This window comes from Kordiimonas lipolytica (assembly GCF_042651265.1).
Taxonomy (GTDB): Bacteria; Pseudomonadota; Alphaproteobacteria; order Sphingomonadales; family Kordiimonadaceae; genus Kordiimonas; species Kordiimonas lipolytica.
Genome location: NZ_JBHSCR010000014.1, coordinates 446,165 through 461,883, shown reverse-complemented (window position 1 = coordinate 461,883; position 15,719 = coordinate 446,165). Strand labels below are relative to the sequence as shown.

Annotated in this window: 17 protein-coding genes and 1 riboswitch; of the genes, 6 read left to right on the top strand and 11 right to left on the bottom strand. The window is 56.9% G+C overall.

Annotated features, from left to right (window positions below; all coding sequences use genetic code 11):
• Positions 1–15: 15 nt before the first annotated feature.
• The 5 genes from ACFO5Q_RS14800 to ACFO5Q_RS14780 form a co-directional block, all read right to left on the bottom strand.
• Positions 16–1,473 (bottom strand): cobyric acid synthase, encoded by a 1,458-nt coding sequence (locus ACFO5Q_RS14800; protein WP_068143960.1) that lies wholly within the window; start codon positions 1,471–1,473, stop codon positions 16–18.
• 3 nt (positions 1,474–1,476) lie between these two features.
• Entirely contained in the window at positions 1,477–2,256 is a 780-nt protein-coding gene (locus ACFO5Q_RS14795) for an ABC transporter ATP-binding protein (RefSeq protein ID WP_068143957.1), read from the bottom strand.
• Entirely contained in the window at positions 2,253–3,260 is a 1,008-nt protein-coding gene (locus ACFO5Q_RS14790) for a FecCD family ABC transporter permease (protein WP_068143955.1), read from the bottom strand. The genes ACFO5Q_RS14795 and ACFO5Q_RS14790 overlap by 4 nt, the downstream gene beginning before the upstream one ends.
• Positions 3,257–4,144, bottom strand: a complete 888-nt coding sequence (locus ACFO5Q_RS14785) for an ABC transporter substrate-binding protein (RefSeq protein ID WP_068143953.1) — start codon at positions 4,142–4,144, stop codon at positions 3,257–3,259. The genes ACFO5Q_RS14790 and ACFO5Q_RS14785 overlap by 4 nt, the downstream gene beginning before the upstream one ends.
• A gap of 136 nt (positions 4,145–4,280) precedes the next feature.
• Positions 4,281–4,499: riboswitch (cobalamin riboswitch) on the bottom strand.
• Positions 4,500–4,565: 66 nt separating this feature from the next.
• Positions 4,566–5,519, bottom strand: coding sequence for a homocysteine S-methyltransferase family protein (locus ACFO5Q_RS14780; protein WP_068143952.1), 954 nt, complete (start codon positions 5,517–5,519; stop codon positions 4,566–4,568).
• A gap of 148 nt (positions 5,520–5,667) precedes the next feature.
• Between ACFO5Q_RS14780 and ACFO5Q_RS14775 the strand changes: the two genes are divergently transcribed.
• Positions 5,668–6,294 (top strand): TetR/AcrR family transcriptional regulator, encoded by a 627-nt coding sequence (locus tag ACFO5Q_RS14775; RefSeq protein ID WP_068143950.1) that lies wholly within the window; start codon positions 5,668–5,670, stop codon positions 6,292–6,294.
• Here the strand turns inward: ACFO5Q_RS14775 and ACFO5Q_RS14770 are convergent.
• Entirely contained in the window at positions 6,291–6,764 is a 474-nt protein-coding gene (locus ACFO5Q_RS14770) for an Lrp/AsnC family transcriptional regulator (protein WP_068143949.1), read from the bottom strand. The genes ACFO5Q_RS14775 and ACFO5Q_RS14770 overlap by 4 nt on opposite strands.
• A gap of 180 nt (positions 6,765–6,944) precedes the next feature.
• Between ACFO5Q_RS14770 and ACFO5Q_RS14765 the strand changes: the two genes are divergently transcribed.
• The gene (locus ACFO5Q_RS14765) at positions 6,945–7,226 is read left to right on the top strand and encodes a hypothetical protein (protein WP_156431859.1); all 282 of its coding nucleotides are present in this window, start codon (positions 6,945–6,947) and stop codon (positions 7,224–7,226) included.
• Between the two features lie 64 nt (positions 7,227–7,290).
• Here ACFO5Q_RS14765 and ACFO5Q_RS14760 read toward each other — a convergent pair whose 3' ends face one another.
• A complete protein-coding gene (locus ACFO5Q_RS14760) occupies positions 7,291–8,469 on the bottom strand; it encodes an acyltransferase family protein (protein WP_068143944.1) in 1,179 nt (392 codons plus the stop codon).
• 183 nt (positions 8,470–8,652) lie between these two features.
• Here ACFO5Q_RS14760 and ACFO5Q_RS14755 point away from each other — a divergent pair, with 183 nt between their 5' ends.
• Entirely contained in the window at positions 8,653–9,546 is an 894-nt protein-coding gene (locus ACFO5Q_RS14755; RefSeq protein WP_068143943.1) for a LytR/AlgR family response regulator transcription factor, read from the top strand.
• Here ACFO5Q_RS14755 and ACFO5Q_RS14750 read toward each other — a convergent pair.
• On the bottom strand, positions 9,543–10,016 hold the full coding sequence (locus tag ACFO5Q_RS14750; RefSeq protein WP_068143940.1) for a S26 family signal peptidase: 474 nt from the start codon (positions 10,014–10,016) through the stop codon (positions 9,543–9,545). The two genes, ACFO5Q_RS14755 and ACFO5Q_RS14750, sit on opposite strands and share 4 nt — an antisense overlap.
• Positions 10,017–10,105: 89 nt before the next feature.
• Between ACFO5Q_RS14750 and ACFO5Q_RS14745 the strand changes: the two genes are divergently transcribed.
• Positions 10,106–10,666 carry a hypothetical protein gene (locus ACFO5Q_RS14745; RefSeq protein ID WP_068143939.1) on the top strand — a complete coding sequence of 187 codons (561 nt, stop codon included), beginning with the start codon at positions 10,106–10,108 and terminating at the stop codon, positions 10,664–10,666.
• 9 nt (positions 10,667–10,675) lie between these two features.
• On the opposite strand, the gene ACFO5Q_RS14740 is transcribed toward ACFO5Q_RS14745, so the two are convergent.
• Positions 10,676–11,095: a heavy metal-responsive transcriptional regulator gene (locus tag ACFO5Q_RS14740; RefSeq protein ID WP_068143937.1), complete on the bottom strand. Its 420-nt coding sequence runs from the start codon at positions 11,093–11,095 to the stop codon at positions 10,676–10,678.
• Between the two features lie 356 nt (positions 11,096–11,451).
• On the opposite strand from ACFO5Q_RS14740, the gene ACFO5Q_RS14735 reads away from it, so the two are divergent.
• Positions 11,452–12,489 (top strand): GlxA family transcriptional regulator, encoded by a 1,038-nt coding sequence (locus tag ACFO5Q_RS14735; RefSeq protein ID WP_068143936.1) that lies wholly within the window; start codon positions 11,452–11,454, stop codon positions 12,487–12,489.
• On the opposite strand, the gene ACFO5Q_RS14730 is transcribed toward ACFO5Q_RS14735, so the two are convergent.
• Both ACFO5Q_RS14730 and ACFO5Q_RS14725 read right to left on the bottom strand, forming a co-directional pair.
• Positions 12,486–13,265 (bottom strand): sterol desaturase family protein, encoded by a 780-nt coding sequence (locus ACFO5Q_RS14730; RefSeq protein ID WP_082719679.1) that lies wholly within the window; start codon positions 13,263–13,265, stop codon positions 12,486–12,488. The genes ACFO5Q_RS14735 and ACFO5Q_RS14730 overlap by 4 nt on opposite strands.
• A gap of 174 nt (positions 13,266–13,439) precedes the next feature.
• The gene (locus tag ACFO5Q_RS14725; protein WP_068143934.1) at positions 13,440–14,549 is read right to left on the bottom strand and encodes a c-type cytochrome; all 1,110 of its coding nucleotides are present in this window, start codon (positions 14,547–14,549) and stop codon (positions 13,440–13,442) included.
• Between the two features lie 309 nt (positions 14,550–14,858).
• On the opposite strand from ACFO5Q_RS14725, the gene ACFO5Q_RS14720 reads away from it, so the two are divergent.
• Complete coding sequence (locus ACFO5Q_RS14720; protein ID WP_068143930.1) at positions 14,859–15,710, top strand: hypothetical protein; 852 nt, start codon at positions 14,859–14,861, stop codon at positions 15,708–15,710.
• The last annotated feature ends 9 nt before the right edge of the window (positions 15,711–15,719 follow it).

Below are 15,719 nucleotides of genomic sequence, written 5' to 3'. Positions count from 1 at the left end.
TGGCTGCTCGCCTGTTTATCTGCTTGCCGCATAAAGGGCATCAAGATCAAGGTGCTTTTCAAGGGCTTCAGCCAGATCATCCAGCGTTTGGTCTACCCTTTGGCTATGATCCTGTAATGTTTCCCCTGCTTTCCCACAGCGACTGAGAAAGGCCTGCCTAAAGGCTGCTTTCTCAAAAAGACCGTGCACATATGTTCCCATCACACGACCATCTTTAGACATAACACCTAAGCTTGCCCCTCCAGAAAGAATGAAGGGGCTACCAGAGCCCATGCTAATGGTATCGCCTGTATGGATTTCGTATCCGACAAGGTCCACACCAAGCACCGGCGCGTGTGCCATCACCTCACGCACTTCCTTGTTCTTCTGCAGGATGGTCTCAACATTCAACAGGCCAAGTCCCTCTTCTTCACCGGTTGCACCTTCCACGCCGTTCGGGTCAGACACCCTAATGCCCAGCATCTGATAGCCGCCGCAAATGCCCAGCACGCGTCCACCGGTTCGCACATGGGCCTTGATGTCCAGATCCCAGCCTTCGGCCTTGAGAAACCTGAGGTCAGCGATGGTCGCTTTGGTTCCAGGCAACACAATTAGGTCCCCGTCACGCGGCAACGGTGTGCCTGGACGTATGAAAATCACCTCCACACCCGGCTCCGCTCGCAAGGGGTCCAGATCATCAAAATTGGCAATACGCGGCAGCATGGGCACGACGATGCGCAGATGGCCCTTGCGTTTTTCACTCGCCCCCTCAAGCACCACAGCATCCTCCGCCGGAAGGTCGCGCACGCAGCGCAGGAAAGGCACAACGCCAAAGTCCTGCCAGCCTGTAACTTCCGTGATCGTTTTGAGGCCGCCATCAAACAGGCGTACATCGCCCCGGAACTGGTTGATGATCACACCCTTGATCAGGGCGCGTTCCTCAGGCGGCAGCAGGGCATACGTGCCCACAACGGCGGCGATAACACCACCCCGGTTAATGTCCCCCACCAGCGCCACGGGGGTTTGGGTCGGCAGTGCGAAGCCCATATTGGCAATATCCGTGGCCCGCAGGTTCACTTCCGCCGGGCTCCCGGCACCTTCCACCAGCACAAGATCGGCTTCCGCCTTCAGGCGCTCATAGCTCTCAATCACGCGCGCGAACAGGTCCTGCTTGCATTCCTGATAGGTATGAGCCTCAGCCCTGCCGTAAACCTGACCCTGCAGCACAATCTGCGCACCTGTATCGCTTTCGGGCTTCAGAAGAACCGGGTTCATATGAACGCTTGGAGGAACGCGCGCGGCGCGGGCCTGCAGCCACTGGGCGCGGCCGATCTCGCCACCCTCTTTGGCGACGGCGGCATTGTTCGACATATTCTGCGGCTTGAAGGGCCGGACTTTCAGTCCACGATTGTGGAAGGCGCGGCACAGCCCCGCCACCAACACGGACTTGCCAACGTCAGAGCCCGTGCCCTGCAGCATGAGCGAGCGGGCCACGGCCTATCCCCCGTTTGCGGCGTGGGGCGCCAAAAACTGCTCCCCGCCCTCGGTCCATCGGGCGACCTTCACCTGGAAAGCGGTCTCGAGGTTCGCGTCGGTCAGCACTTCAGCGGGGCTACCAGACGCCAGAACGCCGCCTTGGTGCAAGAGCACCAGGCGGTCGCAGTAACGCAGGGCGAAGCTAAGATCATGCAGCACCACCAGCACACCGGCGCCACAAGCAGCCTGGCCACGCATGATATCCATCACCTGCAGCTGATGTAGCGGATCAAGCGATGATGTTGGTTCATCCGCCAGCATGAAGGGGGCACCCACCGCCATGGTGCGCGCCAAAAGCACACGCGAGCGTTCCCCGCCAGACAAAGTCGTCACAAGGCGGTCGCGCAGGTGCCAGCAATCGGTCTCCTGCATCACACACCGAATCATGGCCTGATCAGCGTCCGTCACATCCTGCCAGGGTGTCAGGTGTGGTGTGCGACCAAGCCCCACCAGGCGTTCCGCCGTTAGCGGCCAGTGGACCGGAGCGCCCTGTGGCACATAGGAAAGCTTCTTGGCGCGTTCGCGAGGACTGAGGTCCACCACATCCTGTTCGCCAACTCGGATGTCGCCCGCCTCAGGCGCCACGATGCCCAGCACCGCCTTGAGCGCCGTGCTTTTTCCCGCCCCATTGGCGCCGATCAGCCCAACCACATGGCCGGGCTCAACATCGAAAGACACGTCGCTGAGGATACGGTTGCCGCCCAGTGTGACGGAGAGGCCCGAGACATGCAGCCCGTTCATCGCATGCTCTCCCGCGTCTTGAACACGATATAGAGGAACACAGGCGCACCGATAATGGCCATCACCACCCCCAGGCGCAATTGGCCGTGGCCAATAGGCAGGCGTGTGAGGATATCAGCCAGCATCATCAGGATTGCACCCAGCAGGGCACTGGGCAACAACAAGCGGCGCGGCTCATAGCCGATTACTGCCCGCACCATATGCGGCACCACAAGCCCGACAAACCCGACCGCACCACATACAGATACCGTCGCCCCAACCGAGAGCGCAGTCCCAAGCACAACGCGCCAGCGCAAACGCTTCAAGTCAATCCCCAACGTGTGTGCCGCGTCTTCACCAAGGCTAAGGGCATTCAGGCCCTGCCCCACGCCCATCATCACAATCCAACCGGCCACGATGAAAGGCCCCGCCAGCGTCAGGTCATCAAAGGTGCGGTTCTCAAGCGAGCCCAGCATCCACATCACCATTTCCTGCACGGTCACCGGGTTGGATGTAAAATTCATAACAAGCGCGATCGCCGCCGTCGCGAGGCTCGAAATCCCGATGCCCGCGAGGATCAGCGTCAGCACGCTGGCGTCCCTTGATGCCAGCAGCATCAGGATGGCGGTAGAAGCAAAAGCCCCCACCATGGCCATCACAGGAATAGCGACCGGCGTCAGGGCCGCGAGCCCCATATAGATCGCAATCACGGCACCGAGACTCGCGCTTGCCGACACGCCAATCACGCCCGGGTCCGCCAACGGGTTCCTGAGCAGGCCTTGAAGCGCCGCCCCCGAATAGCCGAGCGATGCACCGGCCAGGATCGCCAGAAGCACCCGCGGCAGCCTGAGTTCGCGCACGATGATGGCCTCAGGGCTATCGGCTGGCCCGAACACGGCCGTCCCCACTTGCACCAAATCCAGATCAACTTGCCCGAACATTCCTGACATCAACGCGACGATCAGGATAATCGCCACGAGCGCCACATTGAGCGGCGTTCCATTCTGCCCAAGTGCCCTGATCATCGGCGGCCCTCCAGCGCTTTGGAGGCGGTCGCCACTGTTGTGGGCACAAGGCCCATACGCCTGATTTCCGCACGAATATATTCAGCGGCATCCACCATGAAGGCGCCCCCACAGGACATCATCCCACTGGGCACCATGATGGAGGGGACATCGGCTACAAGGTCGCGGAACACTGTGTGGCGCCCACCGCTCCAGTTCGAGACATGCACAGCCCCTTCTTCAAAGAAACTGCCGATCACAACATCAGGCGGCGTTATCACCAACTGCTCTAGCGGCAGAGGACCCCACCCATTGAGGCCGAGATCCTCTGCAATAGGGTCGAGCCCTGCCAGGCGGATCACATCATCCACCGAACTACCGCGACCTGCAGTGAAGCCGCTGGGCGTCATGTAGACAGCCTTCAGGGGGATCGGCGCTGCCTGCTGCAGCGCCCGGTAGCGGGCCATATAGTCCGCCATGAAGGCCTCGCCCTCGGCCTCATGCCCAAGAAGGGCCGCCACATCGGCGAAATTCTTCAGATTGGCCTCAAAACTGAGCGCATAAGGTGGCTGATAGGCCGTAATGCCGACCCGGTCAAAACGCTGGTCCATGGCGGCACTTCCGCTCCAGCTGCGCACCAGAACATCTGGCCTCAGCATCAGCAATTCTTCCGCACCGCCCTGAAGGACAGGCAGACCGACTGCGCGATTTCGGTAATAGGAACTGGGACCCTGCGCATCACGGGACACGGCGACAATGTCAGACCGGTTCGCAAAGGCCAGGACATATTGGTCGGCGCAGAAGTCCAGCCCCGCCACAGTCGGCCCCGCAGAGACGCGCGTTGGAAGCAACAGCGCGAAGCATGCTGCGATCAACCAGTTTTTCAAATGCAGGGCAAACGGCATGCCCGCTCCCGTTGTCTTTGGTTGCACAAAACCACTGAAGGGGAGCTTGCCTTATCAAGACAGGGACAATCTCCGCGCGTTTCAGCGGGATTGTCGCCATTGCGGGAGAACCGCTCTGATCAGCTAGCCCGGCTGACAGATGGGCGACGCGGTGGCAGGTCTCCTGGCTTTTGGATCATCCGCGGTTTCACCCTTCCCAGACCTTACAACGGTCCAGTGGGCCTTATTGAAACGCGTCCCCAATCACAGTTGCGGGTACAGCCACGGCATATGGTTGACAGGTCAACCTCCGTGTTCCCTCTTAGCTGCCCAACGCCTCAGACGCCGGGCCAGCACCACCTGTTCCCGCTATACTGCATGGCACGCCCCCGGGCAAGGCGCTTGTTGCCCGGGGGCGACATCAAGAATGCCGCGCGCGCCTTTATGCTGCCTTTGAAAGAGACGCACACGCCTTCGCGATGCTGGCGATATGACGGTGATCGGTGCCACAGCATCCGCCCAGCACTTTGATCTGCGGGAAGATTTCAAGAAGCGCCCGATATTGCTGGCCCAATTCTTCGGGGTTGCCGTCGTCCAGCTCTTCGGCTTCATCAAGTTCTGCATGACTGCAGCGCGATGCATTGGCCCGAAGGCCGCCGATGCGCTTCATCCAGGCGGCATCCGCTTCCAGCACATGGCCAAAATGCTCCGGGTGGGCGCAGTTGATCATATAATAGGCCGGATAGGCACCTGTTGCCGCATCCACTGCCGCAATGGCAGCCTTGAGGGCATCACCGCTTGGCAGCCGACCGTCGGTTTCAACGGTGAAGGAGATGGCAACCGGCATCCCGGCCTCTTTTGCGGCAAGGGCCACGCCTGTTGCTTCCGGAATATTGGTCATGGTGATGGCACCGATGATATCCGCCCCGGCCTCCATGAACGCATCGGCTTGAGCTTGGTGGTAGGTACGCGCCTCCTCAGCCGACATCACCTCGCCGGCCACATAGCCGTCACCGCGCGGCCCGATGCAGCCGCTGACCAACACAGGGATATCCGCGTGTGCCTGCAATGTCCTGCGCACGTCATTCATCAGATCGATCGAAGCACGATTGGCGGCAGCCAGTGCGTCAGCTGAATAGTCCAGCTTGTCGCCCCAGTCAGCGCTCGCGCGCCAGGTTGGGCCTTCCATCAAAAAGCCGCGCCCCTGGTCGATCGCGATTTCACCGTGGCGCATGTAATAAGCCTGAAGCGCCTTTTGGCCCTTTTCTGTTTTCAGAAGGTCAAACGCCGCAAAATACGGCAGATCCCATCCTTCATGGAAAATCAGCGTGGTTTCAAGCCCGCTGTCTGTCAGATAAATCAGCTCGCCAGCATTTGGCAGATTGCTATTGGTCATGGTTTTTCCTCGCGTCTGTTTTTAGTTTTCAGGCGTCCAACCATGGCGCCCGTTCGCGGCCACTATCTTTATTTGGTCATGGGCGGGCTAGTGTACTTATGGTACAGTAAAGCCAAGCCATTGATTTATATGTTTTTTGACACACGGAATGGGGCCTGTGACAGAACAGAAACAGTCAAAACGAGACCTGATCCTTGAACTTGCGGAACAGTCCGTCCTGGAAAAAGGCTTCGCCGCCACCAGTATTGATGAACTGATCGCAGCCGCTGGTATCACCAAAAGCGGCTTCTTTTATCATTTCAAGGACAAGGCGGAGCTGGCGAAGCATATGTATCTTCGCTATCTGGAGCGTGACAACAAGGCCTTTGCGGACCTGTTTGAAGCCGCAGACGCGGCCACCGACGACCCGCTTGAGCAGTTCCTGCATATGATCGACGGCCTCACAGACATGCTGCGTGACCTGCCGAAAACACACCCCGGCTGCCTGATCGCCTCCTGCACCTACCAGTATCAGCTGTTCAACAAGGAAATCCATGACCTGAACAAACAGGGCATTCTGGAATGGCGGGACCTGTTCCGGGACCGTCTGGAAGCGATTGCAGAAAAATACCCGCCAAAAGGCGAGGTGGATATGGATGTGATGGCCGACCTCCTGACCACGCTCATTGAAGGCGGCATCGTTGTGTCGCGCTCTTTGGGCGAAAAATCGGTCCTGCCGCAGCAGGTTGCGCTATACCGCGACTATCTGGAACGCGTGTTCAGACCAAACGATTAATTCGCCGTCACCTGCAGCTTGGTGGTGTTTTTCACGGCCGTCAGGGCAATGGAACTATTGATCTCGCGCACGCCGTCGATCTGCGACAAGTGGTTCCAGAAGAACTCTTCATAGGCCTGAACGTCCCTGACCCGTACCTTCAGGATAAAATCGATATCCCCCATCAGCGTGTGGCATTCGATCACCTCGGGAAAACCGCGCACCTTTTCCATGAAATCCGGCAACACATCCCGACTGTGGGCATGCATCTTCACCTGCGCAAACACCAAGACGCCAAGCCCCGCCTTTTCGGCATCCAGGATCACGGTGTGTCTGGCAATCACGCCAGCCTCTTCCATTTTCTGGATACGGCGCCAAACGGCCGAGCGGCTTGAGGCGACTTTTTCGGCCAGGTCCACCAGCGGGATTCGCGCGTCTTCCTGCAGCAAATTCAGGATACGTGCGTCAAGATCGTCAATATTGTCGGCCATAGTTTCGATTTGCCATTATTAAATGAGAAATTTTCTCACTTTATATGCTAAACCTGCGACAATAGGAACCTTTTCTCGCACCTCTTGGGCTAAATTAATCACATCTTAGACACAAAGCCGCACCCCAGAAGGGCCCGATTAGTCGGGCGGGGGCGGCGTTTTTTAGTGGAGACCCAAGTCATGGTATTGCGAGGAAATACCCGAACCCGTTTTTCCGTCATGGCGGAATATGACCCGAACACCCTGTCGCGCGTGCTGGAGCTTTTCTCGATCCGCGGTCAGGATTGCGACACCGTTTCCGCCCGGATGACGGAAGAAGGCTTCCAGTGGATTGAGCTTGATTGCTCGGACATGGACGATCATTCAGCCGGCGTGCTTCTGAACAAGGTACGTCAGATTATCACTGTGAAAAGCGCACGAATTGAAACCCTCGTGCTGCGGGCACAAAAACTGGCGGCATAACATCATGGATACACCGATTATGTAGCGGCGCGGCCATAGTGGCTGCGCCGCTTCTCGTTAACCCTCAGATCGTCTGGGCCTTGACCATTGCAGGCCTGCCAACCGGGCTCGCCGCTTTCGGCTTCAGGCCAAAAAGCGGCCGCAGCAACCCGACACGGCGGATGACATACTCATGGAGCAGCATGCATGCGCCGATGGTCCCAAACGTGACAAGAAGAAACTCAGGCACGGCGCCGAGCAGGTAAGGAGCCACCGCCACACCGATCACGATGATGACCGTCTGGTGCAGGATATAGTATGGGAATACCGCTTCCGTGAGATAGCTGAGCGTCTGACTTGGGTGGTTCAGATAGCGCTGTGCGGCACCAAAGAGTGCACAAATGACCCACCAGATATAGAAAATACGGGCCGCGCGCGCCAACTGCATGAAGACACCATCAACGTCGAGCATATCCCAATTGGCCCAAACAAGCGAAAGCGTCGCGCCACCGACAACAGCAAGCCCAAGCGACAATTTCCATTGGTGGGCAATCCCGGTCCAGAAAGCGTCACTTTTGGCAACCAACAAACCCACGACAAAATAGCTGAAGTAGCGAATATGGGCACCCCAATCACCGCGAATATCGTGCGTTTCCGGCCAGGTTACGTCAGTTGTGAAACGGTACAGCACAAACAAAAGCGCAGGCACGACCAGAACCAGCGGTGTCTGCATCAGCTGCTGCAGGCGCACGCCCGCCTTCAGCCCCCGCATCAGGGGCAGCAGCGGAATGACAAGGAGCGTATAGATCAGCACATAAAGCACATACCAAAGATGATTATAGGTGGGCGTGAACACCTGCCAGCGCTGGTCAAGATCCACATACCCCGTGTAGAAATCCCAGTATCCGGGCTCAATTGCGCCTACGCGCAGCAATTCAAAATAGGTCTGCGGCGCGACGATCACGAAAGCACCGAAAAAGAATGGAACTGTCAGCCGTTTCAGGCGCGACCAGGCGAAGCTGCCCGCACTTGCCTTGTCCGCAGCGAAACGAACTGCAATACCAGAAATCACAAACAGGAGCGACAGACGCCATGGGTTGAGCAGCATCATGGCAGGCTCAAGGAAGTCGCTTTCATAGGGGCTTTTTACGTGCCATCCCCACGTTACATAATACATGCCCACATGATAAAAAATCAGCAGGCCGAAGGCGATAACCCTGAGCCAGTCCAGGTCGTGCCGCCGGGTGTTTATTGAGTTTGTCATTTTTTCCTCGCGTCGTTTTATTCGGGTTCGCACAGAAAATCATGACACCTCCGAAACGGCCAGATGGCCTGACGCGAACCACCGCACCGGTGGGACGAGCGGCGGCTTTCTTATGCGGCTCAAGGGCCTAGTAGCCGCCGTCCTGGGACGAGCGGCGGCATATTCGGGACAAGACGCTTTGCTTTGCAGTTTCGCGACATGGCCCGCGGCGATATAGTGGCAGGCATGAAAGGGCTTCGGAAATTCTACAATGACTGCCTTCCCAGCTGGAACGAACGCTTCCTGTGGGGCGTGGTCTCGCTGGTCACGCTGGTGATTGTGGCAGTCAATGCCCTGTCGATCCTGACGGACGCAGACCGCCGCGGCGATGAGCTTGACACATACATCCCCTGGATTACCGAAGCTACAAGCGCCGTTTTCATCATTCTGCTGTTTCCTGTCGTCAGCTGGTTTGTGCGTCGGCTGCCGCTTGATGCAGACGGCATGAAGAAAGCCGTGCTCGCGCACTTGGGGCTCAGCATTGCCTTTTCTGCTATTCACGTGGCAGGCATGGTATTCCTCAGGAAACTGATCTTCTGGGGCCTGCTTGGGAAAAACTATAGCTTCCTCGACGTGGTTTGGCGGGATGCCCTTTATGAATACCGCAAGGATGTCGTGACCTATATCCTGTTCGTGTCGCTCATGTATCTCGTACAGGCACTGGTCCGGCGCGAACAAGCCCTGAAGGAAGGCACCAGCCACACGCCGGAAAAGCGCCTCGCCTTCAAATGCGGCAGCGAGCTGATCTGGATAAAGCCGTCAGATTTCCTCTATGCCAAGGCCGCCGGCAATTATGTGGAACTGTATGCAGGCAGCACCATGCATCTTGTGCGCCTGAGCATGGCACGGCTGGAAAGCCAGCTTTCCGAAGCGGGGCTGAATGTCATTCGTGTGCATCGGTCATATGCCGTCAATGCCGAAAGCATCACGTCTGTGAAGCCCAAGTCAGACGGCGACGCCGAGATCAGCCTCCGTGATGGCTCAATCGTGCCGGCCAGCCGACGGTACCGGAGCCAGCTTTCGGCAATCAATCCTTAAGGCCGCGCGCGGCCTTCTTCCTTTTCCACGATTCCAACAATGTCCTTATAGGCAATGGGCCCGACCCTGCCGCTATCAAGGCTGCCCGGATGCCCCATCAAAAGATAGTCATGCAGTTCGCCCTCAAACTTCTTCAGCTTGCGCTTGAAATAGGGGTTCAACCGGTAGGGCTTATCAAACGGCGTCAGCACATGCTCGCCATTGACATACACATAGCCTTTGTCATCGACCGACAGTATATCCCCAGGCATACCCCAGATTTGCTTGATCACCAGATTGACACTCTCGCTTGAAGTGAAGATCACAAAATCCATCCGCTGCATGTCCCGGCAGCCAGGTGGCACCGCCATCACTTTCTGGCCAGGCATCAACTGCCCTTCAAGGGACGTGCCGTGGATCTCTTTTTCAACAGGAGCACAGTCCGCGGGCGGGGCCGCAGCAAGCCATAGTGTCATAAACGCAGCTATCATCGTGGTAATTTTCCTCTCTCACGCCGCATCTTAACGGTTGCACCAAAGAAGAAAACCGCCAAAATCGGGCCAAACAAAGGAAACAAGACATGTTTGATTTCAGGCTCGTTCTCTGCGCCCTATTCCTGATGGCCTGCGGCCAGGGGCTGGCAGCGCAAGACACACCAAGCTTCCCGATACCAGACCCACTTTTTGAGGCCGAAAACGAGGACCTGGCGGCCCTCAGGACCTGGTCGCTGGATAAATGGCTTGCGGTGCGCAAAACCAACCATCCGCTGTATCACAACGCTTTGGGGCCCGCCCGGTTCCGTTCCTATGTGCATATGTGCAGGCGCCACGAACTGAACGTGAATATGCCGATCCTGAATGAGCTGGCGCTCAAGAACCTCAGCGAAATCATCATTGCACACTATGAGGAGACCGAATGGTCCAAGTTTGGCGATATGAGCCCAGAAGACGTCAGGACCTTCATCAGTGACCTGGGCCAGGACATCTACGCCTTCGAATTTGCAACATCCATTGCCGAGCGGCGGGAAACGAAAGAACGAGGGAACATGACCACCCAAGCCTACTGCGCCAGCATCGCAAAAGAAAACCAGGACAATTACATTGCCCTTAGGGCCACCGCCAAACGCCAGTTGGGCCGCTGACGACGCGATTTAGCCATCGAGGCCTGATTTGCCGTACAGATAGTTGATGATGCTGCATTCCGTAAGCGGATGCTCATCTGCCGGGCAATAGTCAGAGAGCCGCTCCAGGCTCTTTTTCATCAGCTTCAGCTTCCTCAGCTTTTCATTGATCTCCTCAAGCTTGGCGCGGGCGCGGGCGTTCACACTGGCGCAATCAGCTTCAGGGTCGTCAGTAAGCGAAAACAGCTCCTTGATCTCATTCAGCGTAAAGCCGAGCGCCTGCGCTTCCTTGATGAAGCGCACACGTTTTTGAGCGTCACCACCATACACCCGATAGCCTGACGGCATCCGGTCCGGCGCCGGTAAAAAACCGCTGCGTTCATAGTAGCGTATGGTTTCTGCGCCGATGCCTGTCGATTTAGCCAATTCCCCGATGGTCATGCCTGCCATGCCGCACTCCTTTTTCTTGAGTCGGCATCAATCATACACCTTAAAGCTTACTACAAGGTCAAGCCCTATTGTTTTCCCCAACCTTGGGCTGGTGCACTCTACCTTGAAAAGGACGGACCAGCCGGGGTGGATTGTGGGGTTAGTGTGGGAGGAGCATCACCCGACACCAGTCAGGAAGACATCCCCCAACTGATCCGTCCTTGCTTGCGAGGCTGCAAGGCATGAAAGACAAGCGGCCCGCAATGCCTGGCCGGGCTGCTTGTCGCTCAATACCTGACACCTTGCCAAATCGCCGCCAATCAATTAAGTGTCTCAAATGACATTTTCGGTCCCTTTATGCCACGTAGGAAGAAAAGATGACTATTGTGAAACCGCGGATAGATATCGTTGCGCTACCCGAAACCACGGGCTCGGTGCTCTACTGTCTGTATGAAATTCTGGATTCCGTAGGCAGCATGTGGACAGCCCTGACAGGAGAGGATACCCATATTGACGGCTTCGATGTCCGCATCGCCTCGCCTATCAAGGGCGTTTTTACCTGTGTTGGAAAAATACCGATCATGCCGGAAGCAGGCCTGGAAGACCTGCCCCCGGGCAGCGTGATCATTGCGCCTGACTTCCTGCTTGGCGATGACTTCCGCGATACCGAGCACTGGCAAGCAAGCGCACGCTGGATTGGCGAACAACACGCCCGGGGCGCCAACATCTGTTCGGTGTGCACTGGCGCGGCGCTTCTCGCGGAAGCAGGGCTTCTGGATGGCCGTGTGGCCACAACCCACTGGGCCGGGGCAGCACTGTTCGAAACAGCATACCCAAACGTCAAGCTGAAGCCTGACCTTATCTTCTCCTGCGCGATGGACGACGAGAGCATTATAACAACAGGTGGTTCCTCGTCCTGGATGGAACTGTGCCTCTATCTGATCAAGCGCTTCTTCGGCTATGAAGCAGCATCCCAAACAGCGAAAATCTACCTGCTTGGCGACAGGGCCGACGGCCAATTGCCTTTCACCGGGCCAGCACCCAAAAGGGAGCATGATGATGCCGTCATCAGTGAATGCCAGTCCTGGATTGCAGACAATTACCATGCACCACAACCAGTGACCCGAATGATTGAAAAGTCCGGTTTGGCCGAACGCACTTTCAAACGCCGCTTCACCAGCGCCACTGGCATGAAGCCTGTGGCCTATGTTCAGACCGTAAGAGTAGAGGAAGCCAAGCAACTGTTGGAAACCACGCTTCAGAGCGTGGAGGAGATCAGCGCGGCTGTCGGGTATGAGGATTCGGCTTTTTTCCGCCGTCTTTTCAAACGGATGGCCGGGGTTTCACCCGCAAAATACCGGCAAAAATACCAAGCCATCCGTAATCTGGGGAAACCTATGGCCCAGTTGGCCTAGGCCCGCCCCGCTGTCGCTTCGCTTGCGCGTGCTGTATTCGCCGGGCTCGGCCCCGCGTAGCTGGATAACACATCGAAGCCCGCGATCATCTTCGGGACCTCAAGCGACGCGCCGTCATAGAAACCCGCCTCAGGAATGATCTCTTTCGGGTTCCGGAAGGTGCCGAACAGCATGTCGATCAGCGGCACGTCGCAATAATTATATTTGTGCACGCCACGCGCATGATGCACTGAATGAGATTCCGGCCGCACGATGATATATCCCATCCAGTGAGGCGTCTTGATATTCATGTGCTGCCACGCTGTCAGGAACAGGAGCGTGAGGTTCACGACCAGTCCTGCCTCACCGCCGATACCCACAATGCCGACCAGCGCCAGGCTGCCAAAGAATGTGAAACCCACCATGTCCTGCGGGCTGAAATAGAAGGCACCCCAGATATCAAACCGCTCTGCTGAATGGTGCATCTGGTGGAAAGCGCGCCACAGGAAATTGGAGGTGTGCATGCTGCGGTGCCAGCTGTATCCAACCAGTTCCGCAACCAGAAAACCGATTAACGCCTGCTGCCAGACCGGCAGAGTTGTCAGGTCGAAGAGCCGGTGACTTGCCAGCACATCATCCCAAAGAAAAGGGGCAAATGTACCGACGGCCAGATACAGTATGAACCCGATGGCGCCACGAGTACGCCAAAAAGGCGACGCCGCATAGTGTTGACGGGGCCGAACCATCTCGACCACCGCCAGGAGGGCAAAGGTGCCCAAAATTATTAGTTCCAACATATTTGTCCTTTCGCTGTCTTTACTAGAAACAGCGGGACAATGCCGGAAAGACCTTCAACCGCGAAGTGTCCAAAATGTCACTTTCGGGTCAAATATGCCAATAATACTCAGCTCCCCTGAGGGAATGTACGGGTAGACAGGATCTTGGTTGCTAACGCAATCGCCGTGCCGCCCCTAGTCCGCCGCGACTTCAAAATCTCCGCGCATCACCGGATAGCCCATATTCATCCATCCGAAAATGCCCTCATAGAGCACAGCTGTGTTTTCATACCCACGGCGCCTAAGCTTGTTGACCACATGGTCGGCGGCAGCCCGCGGGCAGGAACAATAAGCCACAATCTGCACGTCTTTCGGCAGTTGGTCGGCCAGCTCATCGAAGTTGGTATAATAGGGGATGGGGATGGAGCCTTCCAGATGCACTCGCTGCCACACGGACGTAACCCGTGTATCCAAAAGCACCATGCGCTTCTTGCCCTGCATTGCTGCAAGCAGGTCTGTGGCGGAAACATACCGCCCCTCTGTCAGGTCAAAATCCGGGTCTTCACCATCCGGGTTGATGACATATTCATCTGGCGCGGGCATCGCCTTGAGCACAGGTTTCTGCATGCTCCAACCGCTGGCACGACTGCGCAGAAAGGCGGTGACATTATCAATATCCGCGTCGGACAGGGTTTCACCCCAGGCAGGCATTGGGGTGCCATTGCGGCCATAGCGGATGGCATATCGGATAAACTCGTCTGTATTGTGCGCCAGCGCAGACTGGTTCCCAAGCGCCGGGGCATTCACGCCCTCGCCGTTCACACCGTGGCAGCTGGCACAGTTTTCTTGATACACCACTTTGCCGCGCCGGATGTCGCCGTGCACAGGGTTGGTTGAAAGCTTCACGCGGTCGACGCCGGATTCCCAAAAAAGCCAATATGTCAGATCCCATGTTTCATCCAGCGTCAGCGGACCGCCAACCTCATCAAGGTAACCGCCCATGGCGGTGCCTTCGCGCCCATATGAAAGCGGCCTAAGGACCGCGTGCGGCACGCCTGACTGGAACAGGCTTTCACTTCTTAGGGAGGGCGCATGGTCGTTGGCATAGCCTTCGCGGTTCGCCCCGTGGCAAAGGGCGCAGTATCGTTGATAATTAGCAGCGGCCCGCTCGCTCAGCTCTGTTGTCAGCTTACGCGGAGGTGGGATCGTTTCATGGTCCTGTGCGTAAGATGACGGGTCCCAAAAGGACAGCAACAGGGCAAGCCCCAAAGATTTCACTACCATCATTCGTGCAATAGACGCCATCCAGCGCTTCCTTCTCAAAATGCCATTAAAGTTATCTGGACATAATTATCTGGGCCGATTGGGCAATTGTGCCAATTCTAATATACATCCACATAGAAGAAGGGCTGAACGTCGGTCAATGGCACTTGCGCTAACCTGTGCCTATTCGGAGGCAAATAGTTGGCAATCCAACCCAAGTCTGCCTTACCCATCTCTATTAAGGCTACGGCCATAACTCCGCCCTGTATCTCACCTGCCCGAAGGACACTAGCGCTTCCCCCTGAACGCTGTCCTCTGATATACTGACGCTTCAGTTGCACCGGAGCTCCTATGAAAAAGACATCACTGACATGGACCATAGCCATCCTTCTGGGTGCTGCCGCTGTCATGCTATTCTTGAAGGGACAATCCGGAAATATCATCGCCCCGACCAAACAGCCTCAGAACATAAAGCCCCTGCCCTTTGAGGTTGCGGAAGGCGGTGTTCAGATTTATGGGACCGCCTGGGGAATGACGCTGTCGGAGGATGGGTCGGGTTTTTACAACGAGCTGATCAGGCTGTTCCTGGACGGTTTGGAAACACCGGTACAGTATGACATCCTGCCCTACAGGCGTGCCAAGGCCTTGTTTTACCGGAACACTGAAAGTTGCCTCTATCCCAGCAACATCGACCTCCTGATGGATGGTGGTGAAATTTCTTCCGCCGATGGCTTGATCGATACCAGAGGAATACTCAACGTAAAGGTCTATGTTTTCTCCCCGCCAGGAACCGCCCCACCGGCCAGTGCTCACGACGTCGATCACCGATCCGTCGCCTATGCCATGGGATCACGGGTGCCCTTTTTCCTTCGCGGCGCCAATGCGGACTTCATCGCGGTCGCCAACGAAAGTGACAAAGCGAGGATGCTGTTGTCAGGCAGGGTTGACCTGATGACAGCTGCAATGCCCGATGCCAAGTTTGTGTTTGAGGCCATGCAGAAACCCCTGCCCCCGTTCAACCCGGAGTATGAGCTGAACAATACGCTGGCACGCGTCACCTGCCACGACACACCCAAAAACAGGGCCTTTTTGGCAGCCTTTAACACCCACGCCATGGCTGTCCTTGAGGGCGGCAAGGCACACGCCCTGATGCTGGAAAACCGCCTTGATGCAGCAAGCTACCTGCCGCAGCCAAAACCTTAAACCATTGCC